The following is a 17,882-nucleotide window of genomic DNA, read 5'->3' as shown; positions in this document are numbered from 1 at the left end:
TCGCGGCCTCCAGACAGTCTGGAGGCCGCGAGTCTTTAAGAGTTGTCGACGGGCCTGGGCCGGCGGCCCGGGTGGGTGGGTGGGGTTGGCGGTGGGGGTGGTGGGTGGTGGGTGGAGTGAATGTCTGGGGCGGACGGTGGTTAGGGCGGTGGGGGACGGGTATCGGGGTGGCGACGGGCCGCCGTTTCCTCGGGGCGTGCTCGGCGCGAAAGAGGAGGGCAGCTCAAATGGCTAAGAACAGCAACGGAGTCGCCGCTTCGGCGGAGCAGCTCAAGCAGACGCTGGCCGAGTCGGGCCGGGCGGTCGCGGCGCAGGCTGGTGAGGTCGGGCACACCCTGGCCGAGTCGGGTCGCACCGTCGCCGCGCAGGCTGGTGAGGTCGGGCACACGCTGGCCGCGTCCGGCCGCACCGTCGCCGTACAGGCCGGTGAGGTCAGGGACCAGGTCGCCGCGACGGCGGTGCTGGCCAAGGACAAGGCGGGCGAGGTCGCCCACGACCTGGCCGACCGGATGCCGTCCAGCTCCCAGGAGTGGGAGGACATGGGCCGCGACGTGATGGACAGTGTCCGCCGCAACCCGCGACCCTGGCTCATCGGCGCGGCGGTGGTCACCGTCGTCTGGTGGCTGGGCCGCAAGTCGAAGCGTTCTCACTGAGCGCGATCAGCGCTGCACCGGGCGGGCGGTCCGTATCCACGTGATACGGACCGCCCGCCCGGTTTTGTGACGACGTCGAACCGGTCGCCATAGGACAGTCGGCTGCATTACGCAAGCTCTCGGTGACGGACAGCTTGTGCGATTCGCCGAGGTCGAACGTGCGTAACCTCCGCAACGGCCGGGGGTTGGCGGGGCTTCCCCGGGCTTCCGTCAGCCAACCGTCTATATACGACTTCAATGGCCTTTCGGGCAGAAGTTGCGAACGAATAGTTTTCACCCGAACCATCCTCAATCTCGGTTACCTGTTGTAGTCTTCACCGAGCTAACCGTCACCATCGATGCGCTCCCAGGCGTTCCGGGCGGTGGCGTGAATCGTGGGTGGTGTCATGTTCTTCCGGGGAGCGGCTGTGCTTGACATCGACGACTGTCTTCACCGCCTGATGGCGCTCCAGGGCGTCCACGGCGCCAGTCTCATCGACTACCCCAGCGGCTCGGTCATCGGCGCGGCCGGGCGCGGGCCGGGCAGCCGCGACGACACCCCCGCCGACGCCGTCGGCATGATCCACGCGACCATGCAGACCGCCGCGTTCGCGACGGTCGGCCAGCCCGCGCACGTCGAGGACATCGTGATCACGGCGGGCAACGGATACCACGTCATGCGCCTGCTCGCGTCGGACGTCGAAGCCCGCATGGTGCTCTACGTCTGGCTCGACCGCGCGGTCGGCAACCTGGTCATGGCGCAGCGGCAGCTGAGCGTGATCGCCTCCCAGTTCAGCGCGAACTGACCCGCCGCATGTCGATGAGCTCACGTCCGCCGATGCTGCGCGAGTCGCTGGAGCCGTGGTGCGCGGCGGGGGTCACCGGCGCGCTGCGCATCCTCGACCCGCCCGGCGGCGTCGTGTACGTCGTCGACGGCCGGGTCGCGTACGCCGAGACGCCTGTCGCGTCCGGAGTGGAGCGGCTGCTCACCGCCTCCGGGCGGCTGCCCGCCGACGCCTGGCGCGCCGCGGTGACCGCCGGTCGCGCCCAGCACCGCATCGGGCCCGAACTCGTCGACGCCGGACTGGTCACCCAGGCCGAACTGGAGGCGCTCGGCGTGATCGCCCTCTACGACGCGGCGTTCTTCCTGTTCGACCTCGTCGTCGCGGCGCACTTCGAGCACCGCGCCCGCCACCCCGTCGGCCACCTGCGGACCCTCGACCTGCGTACGGTCTGCCAGGAGGTGGACCGGCGCAAACGGCTGCTCGCCGACGCGTGGCCGGACGCCGCCATCGACACCGCGGCCGTGCTGCCCCAGCGGCGGCTGCGCTCGCAGTGCGTCGCGCTCACCGCGCTGCAGTGGGAGGTGGTCGCCAACGCCGACCGCCGCCGCAGCCCGATCGACCTCGCCCGGCTGCTCGGCCGCGACACGTTCACGGTCATGCTCGAGGTGCGCCGCATGGCCAGGACCGGCCTCGTCGAGCCGGGCCGCCCCGGTGGCTCCGCCGCCGCCGAATCCGTCGCGACGGTGCGGGCCAGGGCCGCCGCCGGGGTGACCGCGACGGCGACGGCCACGGCGCAGCCCGGACGGCACGCGAAGCCCGTGGCCGAACCCGCGCCCGGCCCGCCGCCGGAGCCGCCCGGTGAACCGCGGCCGCACGTCCCGCTGCCGCGCCGCGCCGTACGGCAGGAGCCCGACCGGCGTACCGAACTCGCCGGCACGCTGGACACCCGCGTGCCCGAGCAGATCCTCACCCGCCTCATCGCGGGACTGGGGGCGCTGTGAAACGAGACCTTCTGAGATCGGTCCTACGCGGTAGGAAGAAAGGAGTCATCCTCTTGGCCCCCGACAGTCCGGTGCTCGTCGAGATACACGAGCTGCGCATGCGGCTGCCACACGTGGTGGGCGTACTCGTGGCGAGCGTCGACGGGCTGCTCATCGCGCAGGACGCCGAAAGCGTCGAGCCCGAGGTCTTCGCCGCGATGTCGGCCGCGCAGCTCGGCCTGGGGCAGCAGATCATCGCCGCGGTGCGCTCGGGGGAGTTCCGGGAGACGGTCACCACGGCCAGCAACGGCTACGTGGCGGTCTTCGCCGCCGGAGCGTCGGCCCTGCTCACCGTCATCGCGGGCCGGGAGCTGAACGTCGCCCGCCTGCACCACGAGGCGCGTCCGGTCGCGGCGCGCATCGGAGAGTACTTCCAGCACATTGAGATCCGCTGAACCACCTGACCATCCCTTAGCGAACGAAAACGAGGTTCCACCATGGCTGACATGGAAAGCTCGCTCCAGGAAGCGATGCAGATCGAGGGCGCGGTGGGTGTCGCGCTCGTGGACTACACCAGCGGTATGGCTCTTGGCGCGCTCGGCAGCTCCAAGGAGATGGACCTGACCATTGCCGCAGCCGGCAACACCGACGTCGTCCGGGCGAAACTGCGCACCCTGGAGATGCTCAAGCTCAAGGACACCATCGAGGACATCCTGATCACGCTCGGCGTGCAGTACCACGTGATCAGGCCACTGACCAGCCGTAACACCCAGGGGCTCTTCCTCTACCTGGTGCTGGCCCGGTCGCGCGCCAACCTCGCGATGGCCCGGCACAAGCTCCGGACCATCGAGGAGGGTCTGCAGATGTGATCACCGCCGATCTCGTCGCCGGTGGCCGGAGCCGTGGTGCGCCAGGCCATCGGCGAGGGGGCGGTCGCGATCGGACGTGATTCACTTTAATGTCCGTTCAGATCAGCCGTATCGCAGATTGCAGTATGGCGATCAACGGGTGGCGAACCCATACTGATCGGTAAGGAAGCGGTTCGCTTCCTGGAACAGGAACAGCGCCCGGCTGGCACCGGGCGCCGCTCTTGGCCTCGTCCCACGCAGGGGAAGGAGGACCATCACATGCCATCTTTACGCATGCAACTCTCTCCCTGCAAGGGCCGTTCAAGGGAGAGGAAGGATGCCCGTCTACTACCGAGGCCCGTGCGCGCACATCGACCACCGATACTTCGAGGTGCGCGGCCCTGAGCCCCGCCGGTTCGCCCTGCGCGGACTGCGCGGCGTACACATCGTCTGCGTCCCGTCCGGTCGGGCCGGCAGTGGTGGCGCCACCACCCGGCTCTACGCGACGGGCACCGCCGGAGTCGCCGCGGCGACCGCCTGGCCGGTGCTCGGGACGGGTGCGACGTCGGTCGCGGCGACGATCGCCGCGGCGTTCCTGGTCGGGACGCGCGGCTGCTGGCGGACCAGGACTCACTCGTACGAGTTGCACGCCTTCTACCGCGGGTCGTGGCGACTGCTCTTCGCGACCACTGACGAGCGAATGTTCGAGCAGGTCAGACGTGGTCTGGTGCGCGCGATGGAGTATCACGCGGACACGAATTGACATCGCTTTCCCGCAGTGGTGTCGTACCGGGATGCCGCGGTGTAACGTCTGGACGTTGCATCACACAGCGGCATCCCCATCTGCTGTACGGCTAGATCGCGGAACGGGAGACGACCGGGAGGGCCGCCATGGTCTCGGGTGATTCGCCCGCAGTGGCCCGCCGCCGACTCCGCATCGCGATCCGCAGCCGGCGGGAGGCTGCCGAGCTGACCCAGGGTGACGTCGCCGCCGCGCTCGAGTGGTCGTTGTCCAAGGTGCAGCGCATCGAGAGCGGCGAGGTCAGCGTCTCCAGCACCGATCTTCGCGCGCTGCTGACCAAGTTCGGCGTGGACGACCCCGCCGCGGTCGCCGAACTGATCCAGGAGGCCAGGACCGCGCGCCGCCGCACCAGCGGCTGGTGGGACGGACCGCGCTACCGCAGCCTGCTGACCCCGGCCCTGATGCAGCTGATGCAGTTCGAGGGACAGGCCACCACGATCAGGTTCTTCGCCTCGACCATCCTGCCCGGAATCCTGCAGACACCGGCGCACGCCGAGGCGGTGCTGGGTTTCTGGCACGCGGAACTCAACATGATCACCGAGGACGAGCGGGCGGCGCGGCTGGAGGTGCGCCTGCGGCGGCACGAGAACATCTTCGAGCGCCCGGACCGGCCGACGTACCTGCTGGCGATCGACGAGTCGGTGCTCTATCGCGAAGTCGGCAGCCGCGAGATCGCCCTCGCCCAGTTCCAGCATCTGCTGAAGCTCATCGCCGAAGGCAAGGTCACCCTGCGGGTGGTGCCGTTCAGCCTCGGCGCGTTCGCGGTCACCCTCGGCTCGTTCACCCTGCTCGACCTCGGCAGCGCGCAGGACGCGGTCCTCTACCGCGAGAGCTGGCAGAACGACGAGATCATCCATGCTCCGGAGGAGGTCTCGCGACATCACCGGATCTTCGACGTGATCCTGGCGAGGTCGTACGGCGCCGAACGTTCCGGACGCCTGCTGGAGGCCCGTATCGCGGCCTTGCGGGCGGAGTCCGATAGCTAGGCGGTCCGGCCGCCGGAAGACCACTCCCGTCACCACCACGAAAGGATCAGTGTTTCCGCATGTCCGTTCTCGAGGCCGAGCTCACCTGGCGCCGGAGCAGCTACTGCGACAGCGGTGCCTGCGTAGAGGTCGCGCAGCTCGACCACGGTGTCGCGATCCGCGACGCCAAGGATCCGCAGGGCCCGGCGCTCCGCTTCTCCCGGCAGGAGTTCGCCGCCTTCATCGCGGGGGTGAGGGCGGGGGACTTCGCCGCCGCATAACGGTGTGCCGAACAGGTCCGCTCGCCCTGGCGAACGGACCTGTTCGGCGTTGTGCCAACAATGCCCGCACGGTCCATCGCGACGGTTTCGCCTAGTACGCTGAACTGCCAGTCACCGATGAAGGGTCAGCCCATGACATCGGAAGAACAGCACGTCGCGTGGCGGGTGGGGTCCTACTGCGACACCGGCGCCTGCGTCGAGGTAGGCACGGCGGGCGACGAGGTGCGCATCCGCCGCGCCCGCACGGACGAACCCGTCGTCGTGTTCACCCGTGAAGAGTGGGCGGCGTTCCTGAGGTCCGCCAAGGACGGCGAGTTCGACCTCTGACCGCCCGCAAGCACTCGGGCGCAGCGGCGCGGCGGTCAGCGGCGACCGTCGAGACCTGGCCGGGTCGTCGGCCGATGCGCCCTCACCGCGCCGTCTCCCGTCACCAACTGCGCCAGAACTGGAACAGCTGGCTGCCTTCGTAGACCAGGTTGAGCGGCGCTCCCGCGACGTCCATGAAGAAGTAGGTCGCGTCGCCGAACAGGCCGCGGGCCAGCGGGAAGTACAGCAGAGCGAACACCAGCAGGATGCCGAACGGCTTGATCTTGTTACCCGCCTGGCGGGCGCCGGGCGGCAGGTAGGGCTCGATCATGCCGTACCCGTCGAGGCCCGGGACCGGGAGCAGGTTGAGGATCGCCGTCGCGACCTGCAGGTACGCGAGGAAGGTCAGTCCCGCCCAGAAGGTGAGCTCCGGCCCGGACAGGCCGAAGGAGTACTCCGGTCCGGCCACCGCGATGATGACGAGCAGGCCTGCGGCCGCGACGATGTTGACGGCAGGTCCGGCCGCCGACACCAGGGCGTCGCGGAACCGGTTGCGCAGCCGGTGGCTCTCGATCATCACCGCGCCGCCCGGCAGCGGCAGCCCGCCGATCAGCAGCCAGAGCAGGGGCAGCACCAGCGTGAGCACCGGGTGGCCGTACTTGCGGGGGTCCAGGCGCAGGTAGCCCTTCTCGGCCACGGTGTGGTCGCCGCCCCGGTGGGCGGTGTACGCGTGGGAGAACTCGTGCAGGCAGAGGGTCACCAGCCAGCCCGAGATCACGAAGAGGAACACGACCAGTGACGGGTGCCCGGCGCCGATCCACATCGCCACGGCGCTGACCAGCATCACGACGACGAGGCCGACGAAGATCGGGGAGATGCCGCCGTGCGGTTCGCGTGCGCCCCGGGGGCGCGGCGCGCGGGCCGAGCGCAGGGAGGGCATCCGCTGCTCGCGCGCCACCTGGTTCTCGACCGCCTTGGCGCGGCTGCTCCAGTCCTCTTCGGCCGCGAGGCGGTCGAGTGGATCGTCGTGTTGCCCGTGGCCACCGCTCATGGCGGGCAAGGCTACCCGAGCAGACCCCAAGTCCGCTGTACCTGTGGGCCGTGCCCTGGAAGCATCGGGGTATGAGCGAAACGGCCCTCACCCGGCAGCAGGCGTCCGAAGCGGTCACCGGACACGGATGGCGGTTCGTGCTCGGCTCGCTGTGCACCGCTGTCGCGGTGTCGTCGCTGGCCGGGGCGGTGGAGGTGGCCGCGCTCGCGGTGGCGGCCGCGGGTGCGGACGGGGAGCGCCTGCTGCGGCTCGACCTGGGCGGACAGCGGGTCCTGCTGACGGTGCAGGTGCCCGGTGCGATGCGGCTGAGCGGCCGGGAGACCGCGCTGGCGGTGCGGGTGTCGGCCGCGCTGGCCGAGGCGGGGCACGCCGTCGACGCTGTCGGCGGGCCACGGGCCGCGCAGCTGCTGGAGATCGCCATCGACGCGATGGACATCGGTGCGGTGCGGCCGTTCTGGCGGGCGGTGCTCGGTTACACCGACGCCGACGCCGACGATCCGGGGGCTGCGCTGCTCGACCCGTACGGCCAGGGGCCTGCGGTGTGGTTCCAGCAGATGGACGCCCCACGCGCCCAGCGCAACCGCATCCACCTGGACGTCTCGGTGCCGCACGACGAGGCGGACCGCCGCGTCGCGGCGGCTGTCGCCGCCGGTGGGCGGGTGGTGTACGACAAGGAGGCGCCCGCGTTCCGGGTGCTCGCCGACCCGGAGGGCAACGAGGCCTGCGTGACGACGTGGCTCGGCCGCGACTGAGCGATGCCTGTGAAGATCGTCAGGCGTGTCGCCGCATGGGTTAGGGTTGCCAGCCGGCGAGCTGGTCGAGGGCATACGGAGAGATCGTGATGGCGACAGGGCAGGCTGCACCGAACGTTCCGGCGGAGCGCCGCGTCACGCGGCTGTTCACGCTGGTGCTCGTCCTCGCGGCGGCGCTGGTGGCGGTGGATCAGCTGACCAAGTGGTGGGCGGTGTCGGAGCTGACCGGCCGGGCGCCGATCGACGTCATCGGCGAGCTGATCCAGCTGCGGCTGACCTACAACCCGGGCGCGGCGTTCTCCATCGGCACCGGGTACACCTGGGTGCTGACGCTGATCGCGGCGGCGGCGGTCGTGACGATCACCTACGCCGCGCGGCGGGTCGGGTCGCGGGCCTGGGCGATCGGGCTCGGCCTGGTCCTCGGCGGCGCTACGACGCACCTGCTGGACCGGCTGCTGCGCGAGCCCGGTTTCGCTCGGGGACACGTCGTCGACTTCATCGACTACGGCCCGTTCGTCGGCAACGTCGCGGACATCGCCCTGGTGGGCGGCGTGGCGCTGATCCTGGTCCTCAACGTGCGCAACATCCCGCTGACCGGGCGGGCTGCCGAACCTGAGCCCGCGACCACGCCCGCGTCATAACTGCCGTCGATCCGTGGCCGGGTTGACGGCTTGCGCCCGCCCGTCAGGCGGAGCGCATGCCGCGCAGCGCGGTGAGGATGGACGGTGTCGGGTCGAAGCCTGGCTCCGGGCAGGCGAGCTGGATGGCCACCAGGCCGTCGAGCAGGGCGAGCATGGTCAGGAAGTCGGCCTGCGGCGCGGTCGACCCGAACTGCGCCAGCCACGGCTCACCCCAGCCGGCCAGCCGCTGCCGCGCTATGCGGATCTTGCGCTGTAACTCCGGCTGGAACGCCGCCTCGTGGAAGATCGCGTGCCGGGCCAGGGTCAGCGCCCTGGCGGAGCCGGTCACTTCACCGACCATTGCTGCTATGAGCTGGGCGAACTCCTCCAGCGAGTGAGGTGGGCGCTGCCCGGCCAGGCGCTGCCACAGTGCCGTCTCCAGGTCGACGAGGCGGTCCAGGATGCCGCCGATCAGGGTCTCCCGCGTGCGGAAACCGTTCGACGTCGAGCCTTCCGGGAGTCCTGCCTGGGCGTCGACCGCGCGGTGCGTCAGCGCGCGCAGTCCCTTCGTGCCGAGGACGGCGATGGCGGCGTCGAGCACCTGCTCCTTGCGATCGGACATGAGACGAACACTACAGCTGTAGTCACGCCAACTACATCTGTAGTACGTTCGCGGCATGACGAGAACGGCGGCCGTCGTGGGTGGCGGCATCGGCGGTCTGGCGACCGCCATCGGGCTGCGGGCAGCGGGCTGGCAGGTCGGCGTGTACGAGCGCAGCGACACGTTGCCGGCCACCGGCACCGGCCTGGGCATCTGGCCGTCGGCGCTGCGCGCGCTCGACGAGATCGGCGTCGGCGCGGCCGTGCGAGCCGCAGGGCTGCCCCAGCGCAACGGCGCGATCCGCCGCCCGGACGGGTCGCGCATCGTCACCCTGGACATGGATCAGGTACGCGAGAAGCACGGCGAGCCGGTCCACCTGGTGTCGCGGCCCGCCCTGCTCGGCGTGCTCAGCAGCGCGCTGCCCGGCGGCGTGCTCAGTTTCGGCAGCCCCGTCGGCGACATCACCGCGCTGCGCCGCGACCACGACGTCGTCGTCGCGGCCGACGGCATCGGCAGCCGGATCCGCACCGCGCTGTTCGGCGACCGGCACGGCCTGCGTTACGCGGGCGCGACCGTCTGGCGCGGCACCGCCGACCTGGACGTCGCCACCGGCGGCGAGACCTGGGGCGTCGGCGCCCGCTTCGGCATCACGCCACAGGGACCGGGCCGCACCAACTGGTACGCCGTGCTGACCGCGCCCGAGGGGTACCGTCCCGCACTCGACGACGCCGACGAGCTGCGCCGGGTCTTCGGCGGCTGGCACGACCCGATCCCGGCCGTGCTCGACCGGTACGCCACCTCGCAGGTGATCCGGCACGACCTGCACCACGTGGCCCCGGCGCTGCCGTCGTACACGGTCGGCAACGTGGCGCTGCTCGGCGATGCCGCGCACGCGATGACACCCGATCTGGGGCAGGGGGCCTGTCAGGCGATCATCGACGGGGTCACGCTGGCCCGGTGCCTGTCCGGCGGCGAGGTGGCGGCGGGCCTGCGGGCGTACGACCGGGAACGCCGCCGCCCCACCCAGCGCCTGGCGGCGACCTCCCTGCTCGTGAACCGCATGTCGCAGGCTCGTCGCTTCCTTGCGCTGCGCGACGGCGTGCTCCGCCTCGCGCTGTCCCTGGGTCCGCCCGCCTGACGCACGCGGACAGCGTGAGCTGGGGGTTCACGAGCGTGCAACAGGTTGCGCAGGCCGTCTTGGTTTTTGCACTGCTTGCTGTAAGATCCCGGGGGTGACGACGAGCAGGCTTTCGGCGGTGGCGAAGTTCGCGGGCGTGTCCGAGGCGACCGTGAGCCGGGTGCTGCGCGGCAAGCCGGGCGTCTCCCAGGCGACCCGCGACACGGTGCTCACCGCGCTGGACGTTTTCGGGTTCGCCCGGCCCGAACCCGTACGCAGCGAGCGCGCCCGGCTGATCGGGCTGGTCGTGCCCGACCTCAGCAACCCGATCTTCCCGGCGTTCGCCGAGGTCATCGGGGTGTCGCTGATCCAGCGCGGGCTGGTTCCGGTGCTGTGCACGCGCACCTCCGACGGGGTCTCCGAGGCGCACTACATCGAGATGCTGCTGGCGCAGCAGGTCGGCGGGATCGTGTTCGTCGGCAGCAGCTACGCCGACGCCGGGCCCGCCGCGATCAAGCAGCTCACCGAGCGCAGGCTGCCGATAGTGCTGATCAACGCGGCTGACGAGAACCTCGGCGTGGCCCGGATCTGCGTCGACGACACCGGCGCGGCCGAGCAGGCGCTGGCGCACCTCGCCGGGCTGGGCCACGAGAAGATCGGGCTGATCCTGGGGCCGGTCGGGCACGTTCCGTCGGCCCGCAAGCTGGCCGGGTTCGCCAAGTTCTGGGAGGAGCGCGGCGAGACCCGCTGGCGGCGCTGGGTCGACCACACGGTGTTCACCGTCGAGGGCGGCCGCGGAGCGGCGAACCGGCTGCTCGCGGCCGGGGTGACCGGGCTGGTGTGCGCGAGTGACGCGCTGGCGCTGGGGGCCGTGCGGGCCGTACGCAAGCAGGGCCTGGAGGTCCCCGACGACGTGTCGGTGGTCGGCTTCGACGACTCGACCTTCATGGGCGTGACCGACCCGCCCCTGACCACCGTGCGCCAACCGGTCCGCGCCATGGCCGGCGCCGCCGTGATCTCCCTGCTGTCCCAGCTCGAAGGCCGCCCCGCGGCCTCCGAAGAGGTCCTCTTCGACCCCGAACTCATCGTCCGCAGCACCACCGGCCCCTGCCCGGTCCCCGCCTGACCCCCCACCACGGGCCGCCTCCGCCCACCCGCCCGCCACCGGGCCACCGCCCACCGGCCACCGGCCACCGGCCACCGGCCACCGGCCACCGGCCACCGCCCCACCCCCACCTGCCGCAACTCTTAAAGAGTCGCGCCCTCAAACACGTCACGAGGGCGCGACTCTTTAAGAGTTGCGCCCGGGACGCGGCGGCGGCGGGGACGCGGCGGCGGCGCCCGGGACGCGGCGGCGCCCGGGACGCGGCCGGGTCGCGGGGTGGGGCGGGTGGGGGTATGGGCTGGTGGGGCCCTTCTTGGTCGATCATATTGATGAGTCACGAACTTGCGGGACTGTGCAAGTGGATGGCAAAGCTGTGATCACGTTTTTGCGTCATCCTCTGGACTTCTGCGCGCGAGCGCGCCTATCCTTCTGCTCACGCCACGGCGCTGTAACCCCCGAGCGACGCGGCCGCAATACGCGATTAACAAACCCGGAGCGCTCGCCGCTGCCGGAGCAGCCGGGCCGGCTGAGGTCCGGGATGTGCATACAGAAGGGATCGGAGAACCGATGAACCGACGTTTGCTCGGCAAGTCGCTGGCGCTCGCGCTGGTGGCCGGCACGACGATGCTCGGCGCGGCCTGCGCCGGCGACAAGGAGCCGGAGACCCCCAGCGGTCCGGTGTCGATCACCGTCAACGGGATGCCCCCGGCGACGGACGCGGTCAACCGCGCCAACTTCGAGGCCGACGTCAAGGCGTTCGAGGCGAAGTACCCGAACATCAAGATCACCGCCAAAGAGGGGTTCATGGACCCCCAGACGTTCGCCACCAAGCTGGCTGGCGGCCAGCTGGAGGACGTCTTCTACGTCTACCTGACCGACCCGGCGGCGCTGATCGCCAAGCGCCAGGTGCAGGACATCTCGGCGCAGCTGGCCGACTTCCCGTCGATCAAGGACGTCAAGCCGGACCTGATGAAGGTCTTCACCGGCTCCGACGGCAAGATCTTCGGCGTGCCGGTGGCGAACTACTCGCTGGGCCTGGTCTACAACCGGACGCTGTTCACCAAGGCCGGTCTCGACCCGACCAGCCCGCCGAAGACCTGGGAAGAGGTCCGCGAGGCGGCGAAGAAGATCACGGCGCTGGGCAACGGCACCGTCGGCTACGGCGACTACAGCAAGAACAACACCGGTGGCTGGCACTTCACCGCGGAGATGTACTCGGTCGGCGGTGACGTCGCGGTCAAGGACGGCGACACCTGGAAGGCCGCGTTCAACAACGACAAGGGCAAGCAGGTCCTGCAGCAGCTCAAGGACATGCGCTGGACGGACAAGACCATGGGGCAGCGCCAGCTGCTCGAGTGGGCCGACCTGCTGCAGATGATGGCCTCGGGCAAGCTCGGCATGTACATCGGCTCCGCTGACAACTTCCCCGTCATCGTGAACCAGTACAAGGCCAAGTACGAGGACTTCGGGCTCGGCGGCATCCCCGGCGGCCAGGGCACCCTGGGCGGCGGCGACGGCTACATGTTCAAGGCCGGTCTCAGCCCGGAGAAGATCAAGGCCGGTCTGACCTGGCTGTCCTTCAAGGGCGGCGCGCTCGACCCGGACCGCATCGCGGCCGACAACGAGAAGGCGGCCGCCAAGGGCCAGCCCGTGGGCCTGCCCCAGCCGAACATCTGGACCGGCGCCTCGCTGGCCAAGTGGGAGGAGGCGACCAAGAAGCACGCCAACATCCCGTCGGAGAACTTCGGTCCTTTCCTCGCCACCGCCACCACCATCCCGCTGAAGCTCGAGCCGCCGCTGGCGCAGCAGATCTACGCGGTGCTGGACACGGCCATGCAGAAGGTGCTGACCGACGAGAACGCCGACATCGCCAAGCTGCTGTCGGACGCCGAGAAGCAGGTCAACCAGATCCTGTCGACCGTCAAGTGACGCGGTAGGGTCGCGACCCGCGCCGGTGGCCGACCGCCACCGGCGCGGGTCCGGGACTCACCTCCCCAGGTCAAGCACAGCAGGGAAGGAAGCACGACGATGACGGTGATCGCGCCGCAGAGCTCGGCAGCGGTGACACGGGGGACGGGGCGCGCCGACGCGCCCGGTGGGCCGGGTTCGGCCCGCGCGGCGCGGTTGCGCCGCAGGATCGGCGACAACCTCCAGGCGTACGCGTTCCTCGCGGCCGGCCTGCTGTGCTTCGCCCTGTTCTCCTGGTATCCGCTGGTCAAGGGCATCATCCTCAGCTTCCAGCAGGACAACTTCGTCACCGATCCGATCTGGGTCGGCATGGACAACTACACGGCCGTGCTCGACGACCCGCTGTTCGCCACCGCGTGGCTGAACACGCTGGAGTTCACCGGCCTGGCGCTGCTGTTCGGCTTCGCGGTGCCGTTCGTGCTGGCGCTGGTCATCAACGAGTTCCGGCACGCCAAGGGCTTCTTCCGGTTCGCGGTGTACCTGCCGGTGATGCTGCCGCCGATCGTCAGCGTGCTGCTCTGGCAGTACTTCTACGACCCCGGCAACGGCCTGTTCAACGCGCTCCTGTCCGGCGTCGGCCTGCCGACCTCCGACTGGAACCAGTCGCCGAAGATGGCGATGGTCTCCCTGGTGCTGGTCTCGACCTGGTCGAACATGGGCGGCGCGACCATCATGTACCTGGCCGGCCTGGCCGGTATCCCGGGCGAGCTGTACGAGGCCGCCGAGCTCGACGGCGCGACCGTCTGGCAGCGCGTGCGGCACGTGACCTTCCCGCAGATGCGCTTCATCATGCTGGTCCTGCTGCTGCTGCAGATCGTCGCCACGATGCAGGTCTTCATCGAGCCGTTCCAGCTCACCGGCACCACCAACCCCGAGACGATCACGGTGATGGTGCTGATCTACCGGTACGCCTTCACCATCAACCACGACTTCGGCATGGCCGCCGCGATGAGTGTGCTGCTGTTCATCGTGCTCGGCGCGTTCTCGGCCCTCTACCTGCGGCTCACCCGCAAGGCCGACTGAGAGGATCCCCGATGAGTTCCCTGACGCGATCCCTGATCTCCGACGCCGACCTGCGCCGTGGTCGTGGCCGCCTGATCTACCGCCTGGTGCTGGGCGCGATGGCGGTGGCCTTCGTGCTGGCCTTCATCTTCCCGCTGTACTGGATGGTCACCGGCGCGATGAAGACGCCGATCGAGCTGGCGCAGCCGTCGCCGACGCTGTGGCCGACCGAGTGGCACCCGGAGACCTACCTTGAGGCGTGGCGGCGGCTGGAGATCGGCCGCTATCTGGCGAACACGGCGTTCTACGCGCTCGGCGGCTGGCTCATCCAGCTGATCGTCGACGTCGCGGCGGCGTACGCCCTGTCGAAGCTGCGGCCGATCCTGGGCAACGTGGTGCTGGGCGGCATGCTGGCCAGCCTGATGCTGCCCGCCGCCGCGCTGCTGGTGCCCGCGTACCTGACCGTGGCGGAGGTGCCGATCTTCGGGGGCAACCTGCTCAACACCCCGTGGGCGCTGTGGCTGCCGGGCGCGGCGAACGCGTTCAACATCTACGTGCTCAAGCGCTTCTTCGACCAGATCCCCAACGACCTGCTGGACTCGGCGGGCATCGACGGCGCGGGGCGGCTGCGGCTGCTGTGGCACATCATCCTGCCGCTGTCGCGCCCGGTGCTGGCGGTCGTCTCGATCTTCGCGATCATCGGCTCCTGGAAGGACTTCCTCTGGCCGCTGCTGGTCCTGCAGGAGGCCGAAAGCCAGACGATCAGCGTGGCGCTGAGCCGCCTGGCCAGCACCGGACGGGTCACCAACAACGAGATGTTCGCGGGACTGGCCATCGCCAGCATCCCGATGGTCGTCATCTTCATGGTCTTCCAGCGCAGCATCCTCAACGGCCTGTCCGCCGGGGCCCTCAAGGGGTAGGCCCACCAGTTTCCGGCCGACACCGGCCGGTTCAGAGATCCGCTCACGCACCGCCGCCCGGTTCCCATGCCCGGGGGCCGGTCGGTGCTGCCCGGAACACGGCCGCCCGGCGGCGGCCGCGTTCCACCGCCACGGGGGACACACCCACGCAAGTGAAGGGAGTACGCAATGACGCTGCACCATCGCACCGCTCCACGCATCCCCGCTCGCACCCTGCTGGCCGCCCTCGCCGCGGCCGTGCTCACCCTGGGCGCAGGCCTGCTCACGGCCCTGCCCGCGTCGGCCGCGACCACGACGTACCAGGCCGAGTCGGCCGCCCGCTCGGGCGGGACCGTGGTCGCCACCGACCACACCGGGTACACCGGTTCCGGGTTCGTCGGCGGCTACACCGACGGCAACCGGGGCAACGCCAACCTGACGTTCACGGTGAACGTGTCCGGGACGGCCAACCGCACGCTGACCCTGCGCTACGCCAACGGCACCACGGCGACGAAGACCCTGTCGCTGTACGTCAACGGCGCGAAGATCAAGCAGGTCAGCCTCAACGCGACCGCCAACTGGGACAGCTGGGGCACGCAGGTCGAGACCGTGTCGCTGGGCAACGGCAACAGCACGGTGTCGTACAGGTTCGACACGGCCGACTCCGGCAACGTCAACCTCGACAGCCTCACCGTCGCCGACATCGCGGCCCCGCCCGCGGGCCAGTACGAGGCCGAGTCCGCGTCGCTGTCCGGCGGCACCACCGTGGCCACCGACCACCCCGGCTTCACCGGTTCCGGCTTCGTCGGCGGCTACACCGACGGCAACAAGGGCAACGCGAACACGACGTTCACCGTGAGCGCCGCGAGCGCGGGCACCGCCACCGTGACGGTGCGCTACGCCAACGGCACCGGCGCGAACATGACCCTGTCGCTGTACGCCAACGGCACGAAGGTGCGCCAGGTCAACCTGGCCGCGACCGCGAACTGGGACACCTGGGGCACGATCGCCGAGTCGGTCTCCCTCAACGCGGGCAGCAACACGGTCGCGCTGAAGTTCGACGGCACCGACTCGGGCAACGTCAACCTGGACAACATCACCGTGTCCGGGACGACACCGCCGAGCAGCCCGTCGCCGACCCCGAGCACCAGCCCGACCCCGCCGGTCACCGGTGTGGCGTACGAGCTGGAGACCGGTTTCGTCTCCGGTGGCACCGCGACCGCGACGTCCACCGGCGGCTACACGGGCAGCGGTTACGTCACCGGCCTGACCACGGCCGGGGCACGCGTCATCCGCACCGTCAACGCCGCCACGTCCGGGGCGACCACGGTGACGCTGCGCTACACGAACACCAACGGCGCGGCGCGCACCGTGTCGGTGTACGTCAACGGCCTCAAGACCGGCCAGCTCTCGCTGCCCGCCGGTTCCGGCTGGCTGAACGCCGCGCAGAGCCTCACCCTGCGCGCCGGGCTGAACATCGTCGGCTACCAGTACGACTCCGGCGACTCCGGCAACGTGCTGCTCGACAACGTCACCGTCGGCAGCGGCACCGCTCTCGCCACGCGTGGCGCGACCCTGCCGTACACCGTCTACGAGGCGGAGTCGGCCGGCACCAACGCCGCTCAGGTCGGGCCGAACCGGGCCTACCTGTCCGAGGCGTCGGAGGCGTCGGGCCGCCGCGCGGTCAGGCTGTCCTCGACCGGGCAGTACGTGCAGGTCACCCTGACCAAGCCGGCCAACGCGTTCACGATCCGCTACTCGATCCCGGACAACGCGGCGGGCACCGGCAACACCAACCCGCTGGCGCTGTACGCGGGCTCGACGAAGATCACCGACGTCAGCCTGAACTCGACCTACAGCTGGGTGTACGGGGCCTACCCGTACAACAACAACCCGGCCGGCGGCGAGCCGCACCGCTTCTTCGACGACGTCCGCGTCCTGCTGGGCACCACGTACCCGGCGGGCACGGTCATCAAGCTGCAGAAGGACGCCTCGTCGAACGCGGCCTACTACACGATCGACCTGATCGAGGCCGAGGTCGCCCCGGCGGCCCTGTCCGCCCCGGCCGACTTCCTGAACGTGACCTCCTACGGGGCCGTCGCCAACGACAGCGGCGACGACACCAACGCGTTCAACAGCGCCATCTCGGCGGCGCAGAGCCAGAACAAGGGCCTGTGGGTGCCCGCCGGAACGTTCGTCGTGAACGCCCGGATGAACATCGCCAACGTGCACCTGCGCGGAGCGGGCGTATGGCACACCGTCGTCAAGGGCACCAACGGCAAGGGCGGCTTCTTCGCCACCGGGTCGAACGTGCGCCTGGCCGACCTCACCATCAGCGGCGACGTGCGCTACCGCGACGACAACGCGTTCGACACCGCCATCGAGGGCAACTTCGGCACCGGCTCGCTGGTCAGCAACGTCTGGATCGAGCACACCAAGGTCGCCCTGTGGCCGACCACCGGCACCAACGGCCTGTACGTCGTCGGCACCCGGATGCGCAACACCTTCGCCGACGGCGTGAACGTCAACGGCGGCGCGACGAACGTACGCGTCGACCAGAGCACGCTGCGCAACACCGGCGACGACGCGCTGGCCATGTGGTCGAACTCGGCCCCGGTGACGAACAGCGCGTTCACCTTCAACTCGATCGCGCTGCCGATGCTGGCCAACAGCGCGGCGATCTACGGCGGCAACGGCAACCGCATCGAGGACAACCTGATCAGCGACTCGGTGTACGCCGGGTCCGGCATCGCCATCAGCACCTGGCACGGGGCGCTGCCGTTCAGCAACACCACCTCCGTGCAGCGCAACACGCTGACCCGCACGTCGAGCTTCGAGCGCAACTGGAACTCCTCGCTCGGCGGCCTGTGGATCTACGCGGAGGCCACCGACATCACGGCCCCGGTCCTGGTCAAGGACGTCGACATCATCGACTCCACGTACCAGGGCATCCTGCTCAGCTTCCAGCGCAACATCACCAACCTCACGCTCGACCACGTCACCGTCAACGGCGCCGGGACGTACGGGATCGAGCTCAACGCCGCGGGCAGCGCGTACGTCACGTACGTCACCGTGTCCGGCGCCGCGAGCGGCGGGCTGATCAACCGCCTGGGCTACACGCTCAACCGCGGCCCCGGCAACAGCGGTTTCTGACCGACTCACTGAACT

At 70.0% G+C, this 17,882-nt stretch carries 19 protein-coding genes; 17 read left to right on the top strand and 2 right to left on the bottom strand.

Features of this window, described 5'->3' with window-relative positions:
- Positions 1–227 precede the first annotated feature (227 nt).
- From HAV40_RS35270 to HAV40_RS35230, 9 genes are all read left to right on the top strand, one after another.
- Positions 228–653, top strand: coding sequence for a hypothetical protein (locus tag HAV40_RS35270; RefSeq protein WP_166388639.1), 426 nt, complete (start codon positions 228–230; stop codon positions 651–653).
- A gap of 407 nt (positions 654–1,060) precedes the next feature.
- Positions 1,061–1,438 (top strand): hypothetical protein, encoded by a 378-nt coding sequence (locus HAV40_RS35265; RefSeq protein WP_166388638.1) that lies wholly within the window; start codon positions 1,061–1,063, stop codon positions 1,436–1,438.
- Between the two features lie 14 nt (positions 1,439–1,452).
- Positions 1,453–2,418, top strand: coding sequence for an ADAM 12 protein (locus HAV40_RS35260; RefSeq protein WP_166388637.1), 966 nt, complete (start codon positions 1,453–1,455; stop codon positions 2,416–2,418).
- Positions 2,419–2,471: 53 nt separating this feature from the next.
- Complete coding sequence (locus HAV40_RS35255; RefSeq protein ID WP_239086748.1) at positions 2,472–2,852, top strand: roadblock/LC7 domain-containing protein; 381 nt, start codon at positions 2,472–2,474, stop codon at positions 2,850–2,852.
- A gap of 42 nt (positions 2,853–2,894) precedes the next feature.
- Positions 2,895–3,266, top strand: a complete 372-nt coding sequence (locus tag HAV40_RS35250) for a hypothetical protein (RefSeq protein ID WP_166388636.1) — start codon at positions 2,895–2,897, stop codon at positions 3,264–3,266.
- A 316-nt stretch (positions 3,267–3,582) separates the two neighbouring features.
- Positions 3,583–4,008 carry a DUF6232 family protein gene (locus HAV40_RS35245; RefSeq protein ID WP_166388635.1) on the top strand — a complete coding sequence of 142 codons (426 nt, stop codon included), beginning with the start codon at positions 3,583–3,585 and terminating at the stop codon, positions 4,006–4,008.
- A gap of 128 nt (positions 4,009–4,136) precedes the next feature.
- Positions 4,137–5,033, top strand: a complete 897-nt coding sequence (locus HAV40_RS35240; RefSeq protein ID WP_166388634.1) for a helix-turn-helix domain-containing protein — start codon at positions 4,137–4,139, stop codon at positions 5,031–5,033.
- A 59-nt stretch (positions 5,034–5,092) separates the two neighbouring features.
- A complete protein-coding gene (locus HAV40_RS35235) occupies positions 5,093–5,293 on the top strand; it encodes a DUF397 domain-containing protein (protein WP_166388633.1) in 201 nt (66 codons plus the stop codon).
- Between the two features lie 132 nt (positions 5,294–5,425).
- Positions 5,426–5,620, top strand: a complete 195-nt coding sequence (locus HAV40_RS35230) for a DUF397 domain-containing protein (protein ID WP_166388632.1) — start codon at positions 5,426–5,428, stop codon at positions 5,618–5,620.
- Positions 5,621–5,720: 100 nt separating this feature from the next.
- Here HAV40_RS35230 and HAV40_RS35225 read toward each other — a convergent pair whose 3' ends face one another.
- Complete coding sequence (locus tag HAV40_RS35225) at positions 5,721–6,650, bottom strand: site-2 protease family protein (RefSeq protein ID WP_166388631.1); 930 nt, start codon at positions 6,648–6,650, stop codon at positions 5,721–5,723.
- A 71-nt stretch (positions 6,651–6,721) separates the two neighbouring features.
- Here HAV40_RS35225 and HAV40_RS35220 point away from each other — a divergent pair, with 71 nt between their 5' ends.
- A complete protein-coding gene (locus HAV40_RS35220; protein ID WP_166388630.1) occupies positions 6,722–7,402 on the top strand; it encodes a VOC family protein in 681 nt (226 codons plus the stop codon).
- A gap of 89 nt (positions 7,403–7,491) precedes the next feature.
- Positions 7,492–8,043, top strand: a complete 552-nt coding sequence (locus HAV40_RS35215; protein WP_166388629.1) for a signal peptidase II — start codon at positions 7,492–7,494, stop codon at positions 8,041–8,043.
- A gap of 43 nt (positions 8,044–8,086) precedes the next feature.
- Here HAV40_RS35215 and HAV40_RS35210 read toward each other — a convergent pair whose 3' ends face one another.
- The gene (locus HAV40_RS35210; RefSeq protein WP_166388628.1) at positions 8,087–8,644 is read right to left on the bottom strand and encodes a TetR/AcrR family transcriptional regulator; all 558 of its coding nucleotides are present in this window, start codon (positions 8,642–8,644) and stop codon (positions 8,087–8,089) included.
- Positions 8,645–8,699: 55 nt separating this feature from the next.
- On the opposite strand from HAV40_RS35210, the gene HAV40_RS35205 reads away from it, so the two are divergent.
- The 6 genes from HAV40_RS35205 (at position 8,700) to HAV40_RS35180 (ending at position 17,867) form a co-directional block, all read left to right on the top strand.
- Entirely contained in the window at positions 8,700–9,761 is a 1,062-nt protein-coding gene (locus HAV40_RS35205) for an FAD-dependent monooxygenase (RefSeq protein ID WP_166388627.1), read from the top strand.
- A gap of 94 nt (positions 9,762–9,855) precedes the next feature.
- Complete coding sequence (locus HAV40_RS35200) at positions 9,856–10,866, top strand: LacI family DNA-binding transcriptional regulator (RefSeq protein WP_239086750.1); 1,011 nt, start codon at positions 9,856–9,858, stop codon at positions 10,864–10,866.
- Positions 10,867–11,412: 546 nt separating this feature from the next.
- A complete protein-coding gene (locus HAV40_RS35195; protein WP_166388626.1) occupies positions 11,413–12,774 on the top strand; it encodes an ABC transporter substrate-binding protein in 1,362 nt (453 codons plus the stop codon).
- 99 nt (positions 12,775–12,873) lie between these two features.
- Entirely contained in the window at positions 12,874–13,836 is a 963-nt protein-coding gene (locus HAV40_RS35190) for a carbohydrate ABC transporter permease (protein WP_166388625.1), read from the top strand.
- An 11-nt stretch (positions 13,837–13,847) separates the two neighbouring features.
- Positions 13,848–14,735 carry a carbohydrate ABC transporter permease gene (locus HAV40_RS35185; protein ID WP_166388624.1) on the top strand — a complete coding sequence of 296 codons (888 nt, stop codon included), beginning with the start codon at positions 13,848–13,850 and terminating at the stop codon, positions 14,733–14,735.
- Between the two features lie 168 nt (positions 14,736–14,903).
- Positions 14,904–17,867 (top strand): carbohydrate-binding protein, encoded by a 2,964-nt coding sequence (locus tag HAV40_RS35180; RefSeq protein WP_166388623.1) that lies wholly within the window; start codon positions 14,904–14,906, stop codon positions 17,865–17,867.
- The last annotated feature ends 15 nt before the right edge of the window (positions 17,868–17,882 follow it).

The organism is Catellatospora methionotrophica, from assembly GCF_011297335.1.
GTDB lineage: Bacteria > Actinomycetota > Actinomycetes > Mycobacteriales > Micromonosporaceae > Catellatospora > Catellatospora methionotrophica.
Note: the sequence above shows the minus strand (reverse complement) of the source record. Positions and strands in the feature narration are given on the sequence as shown.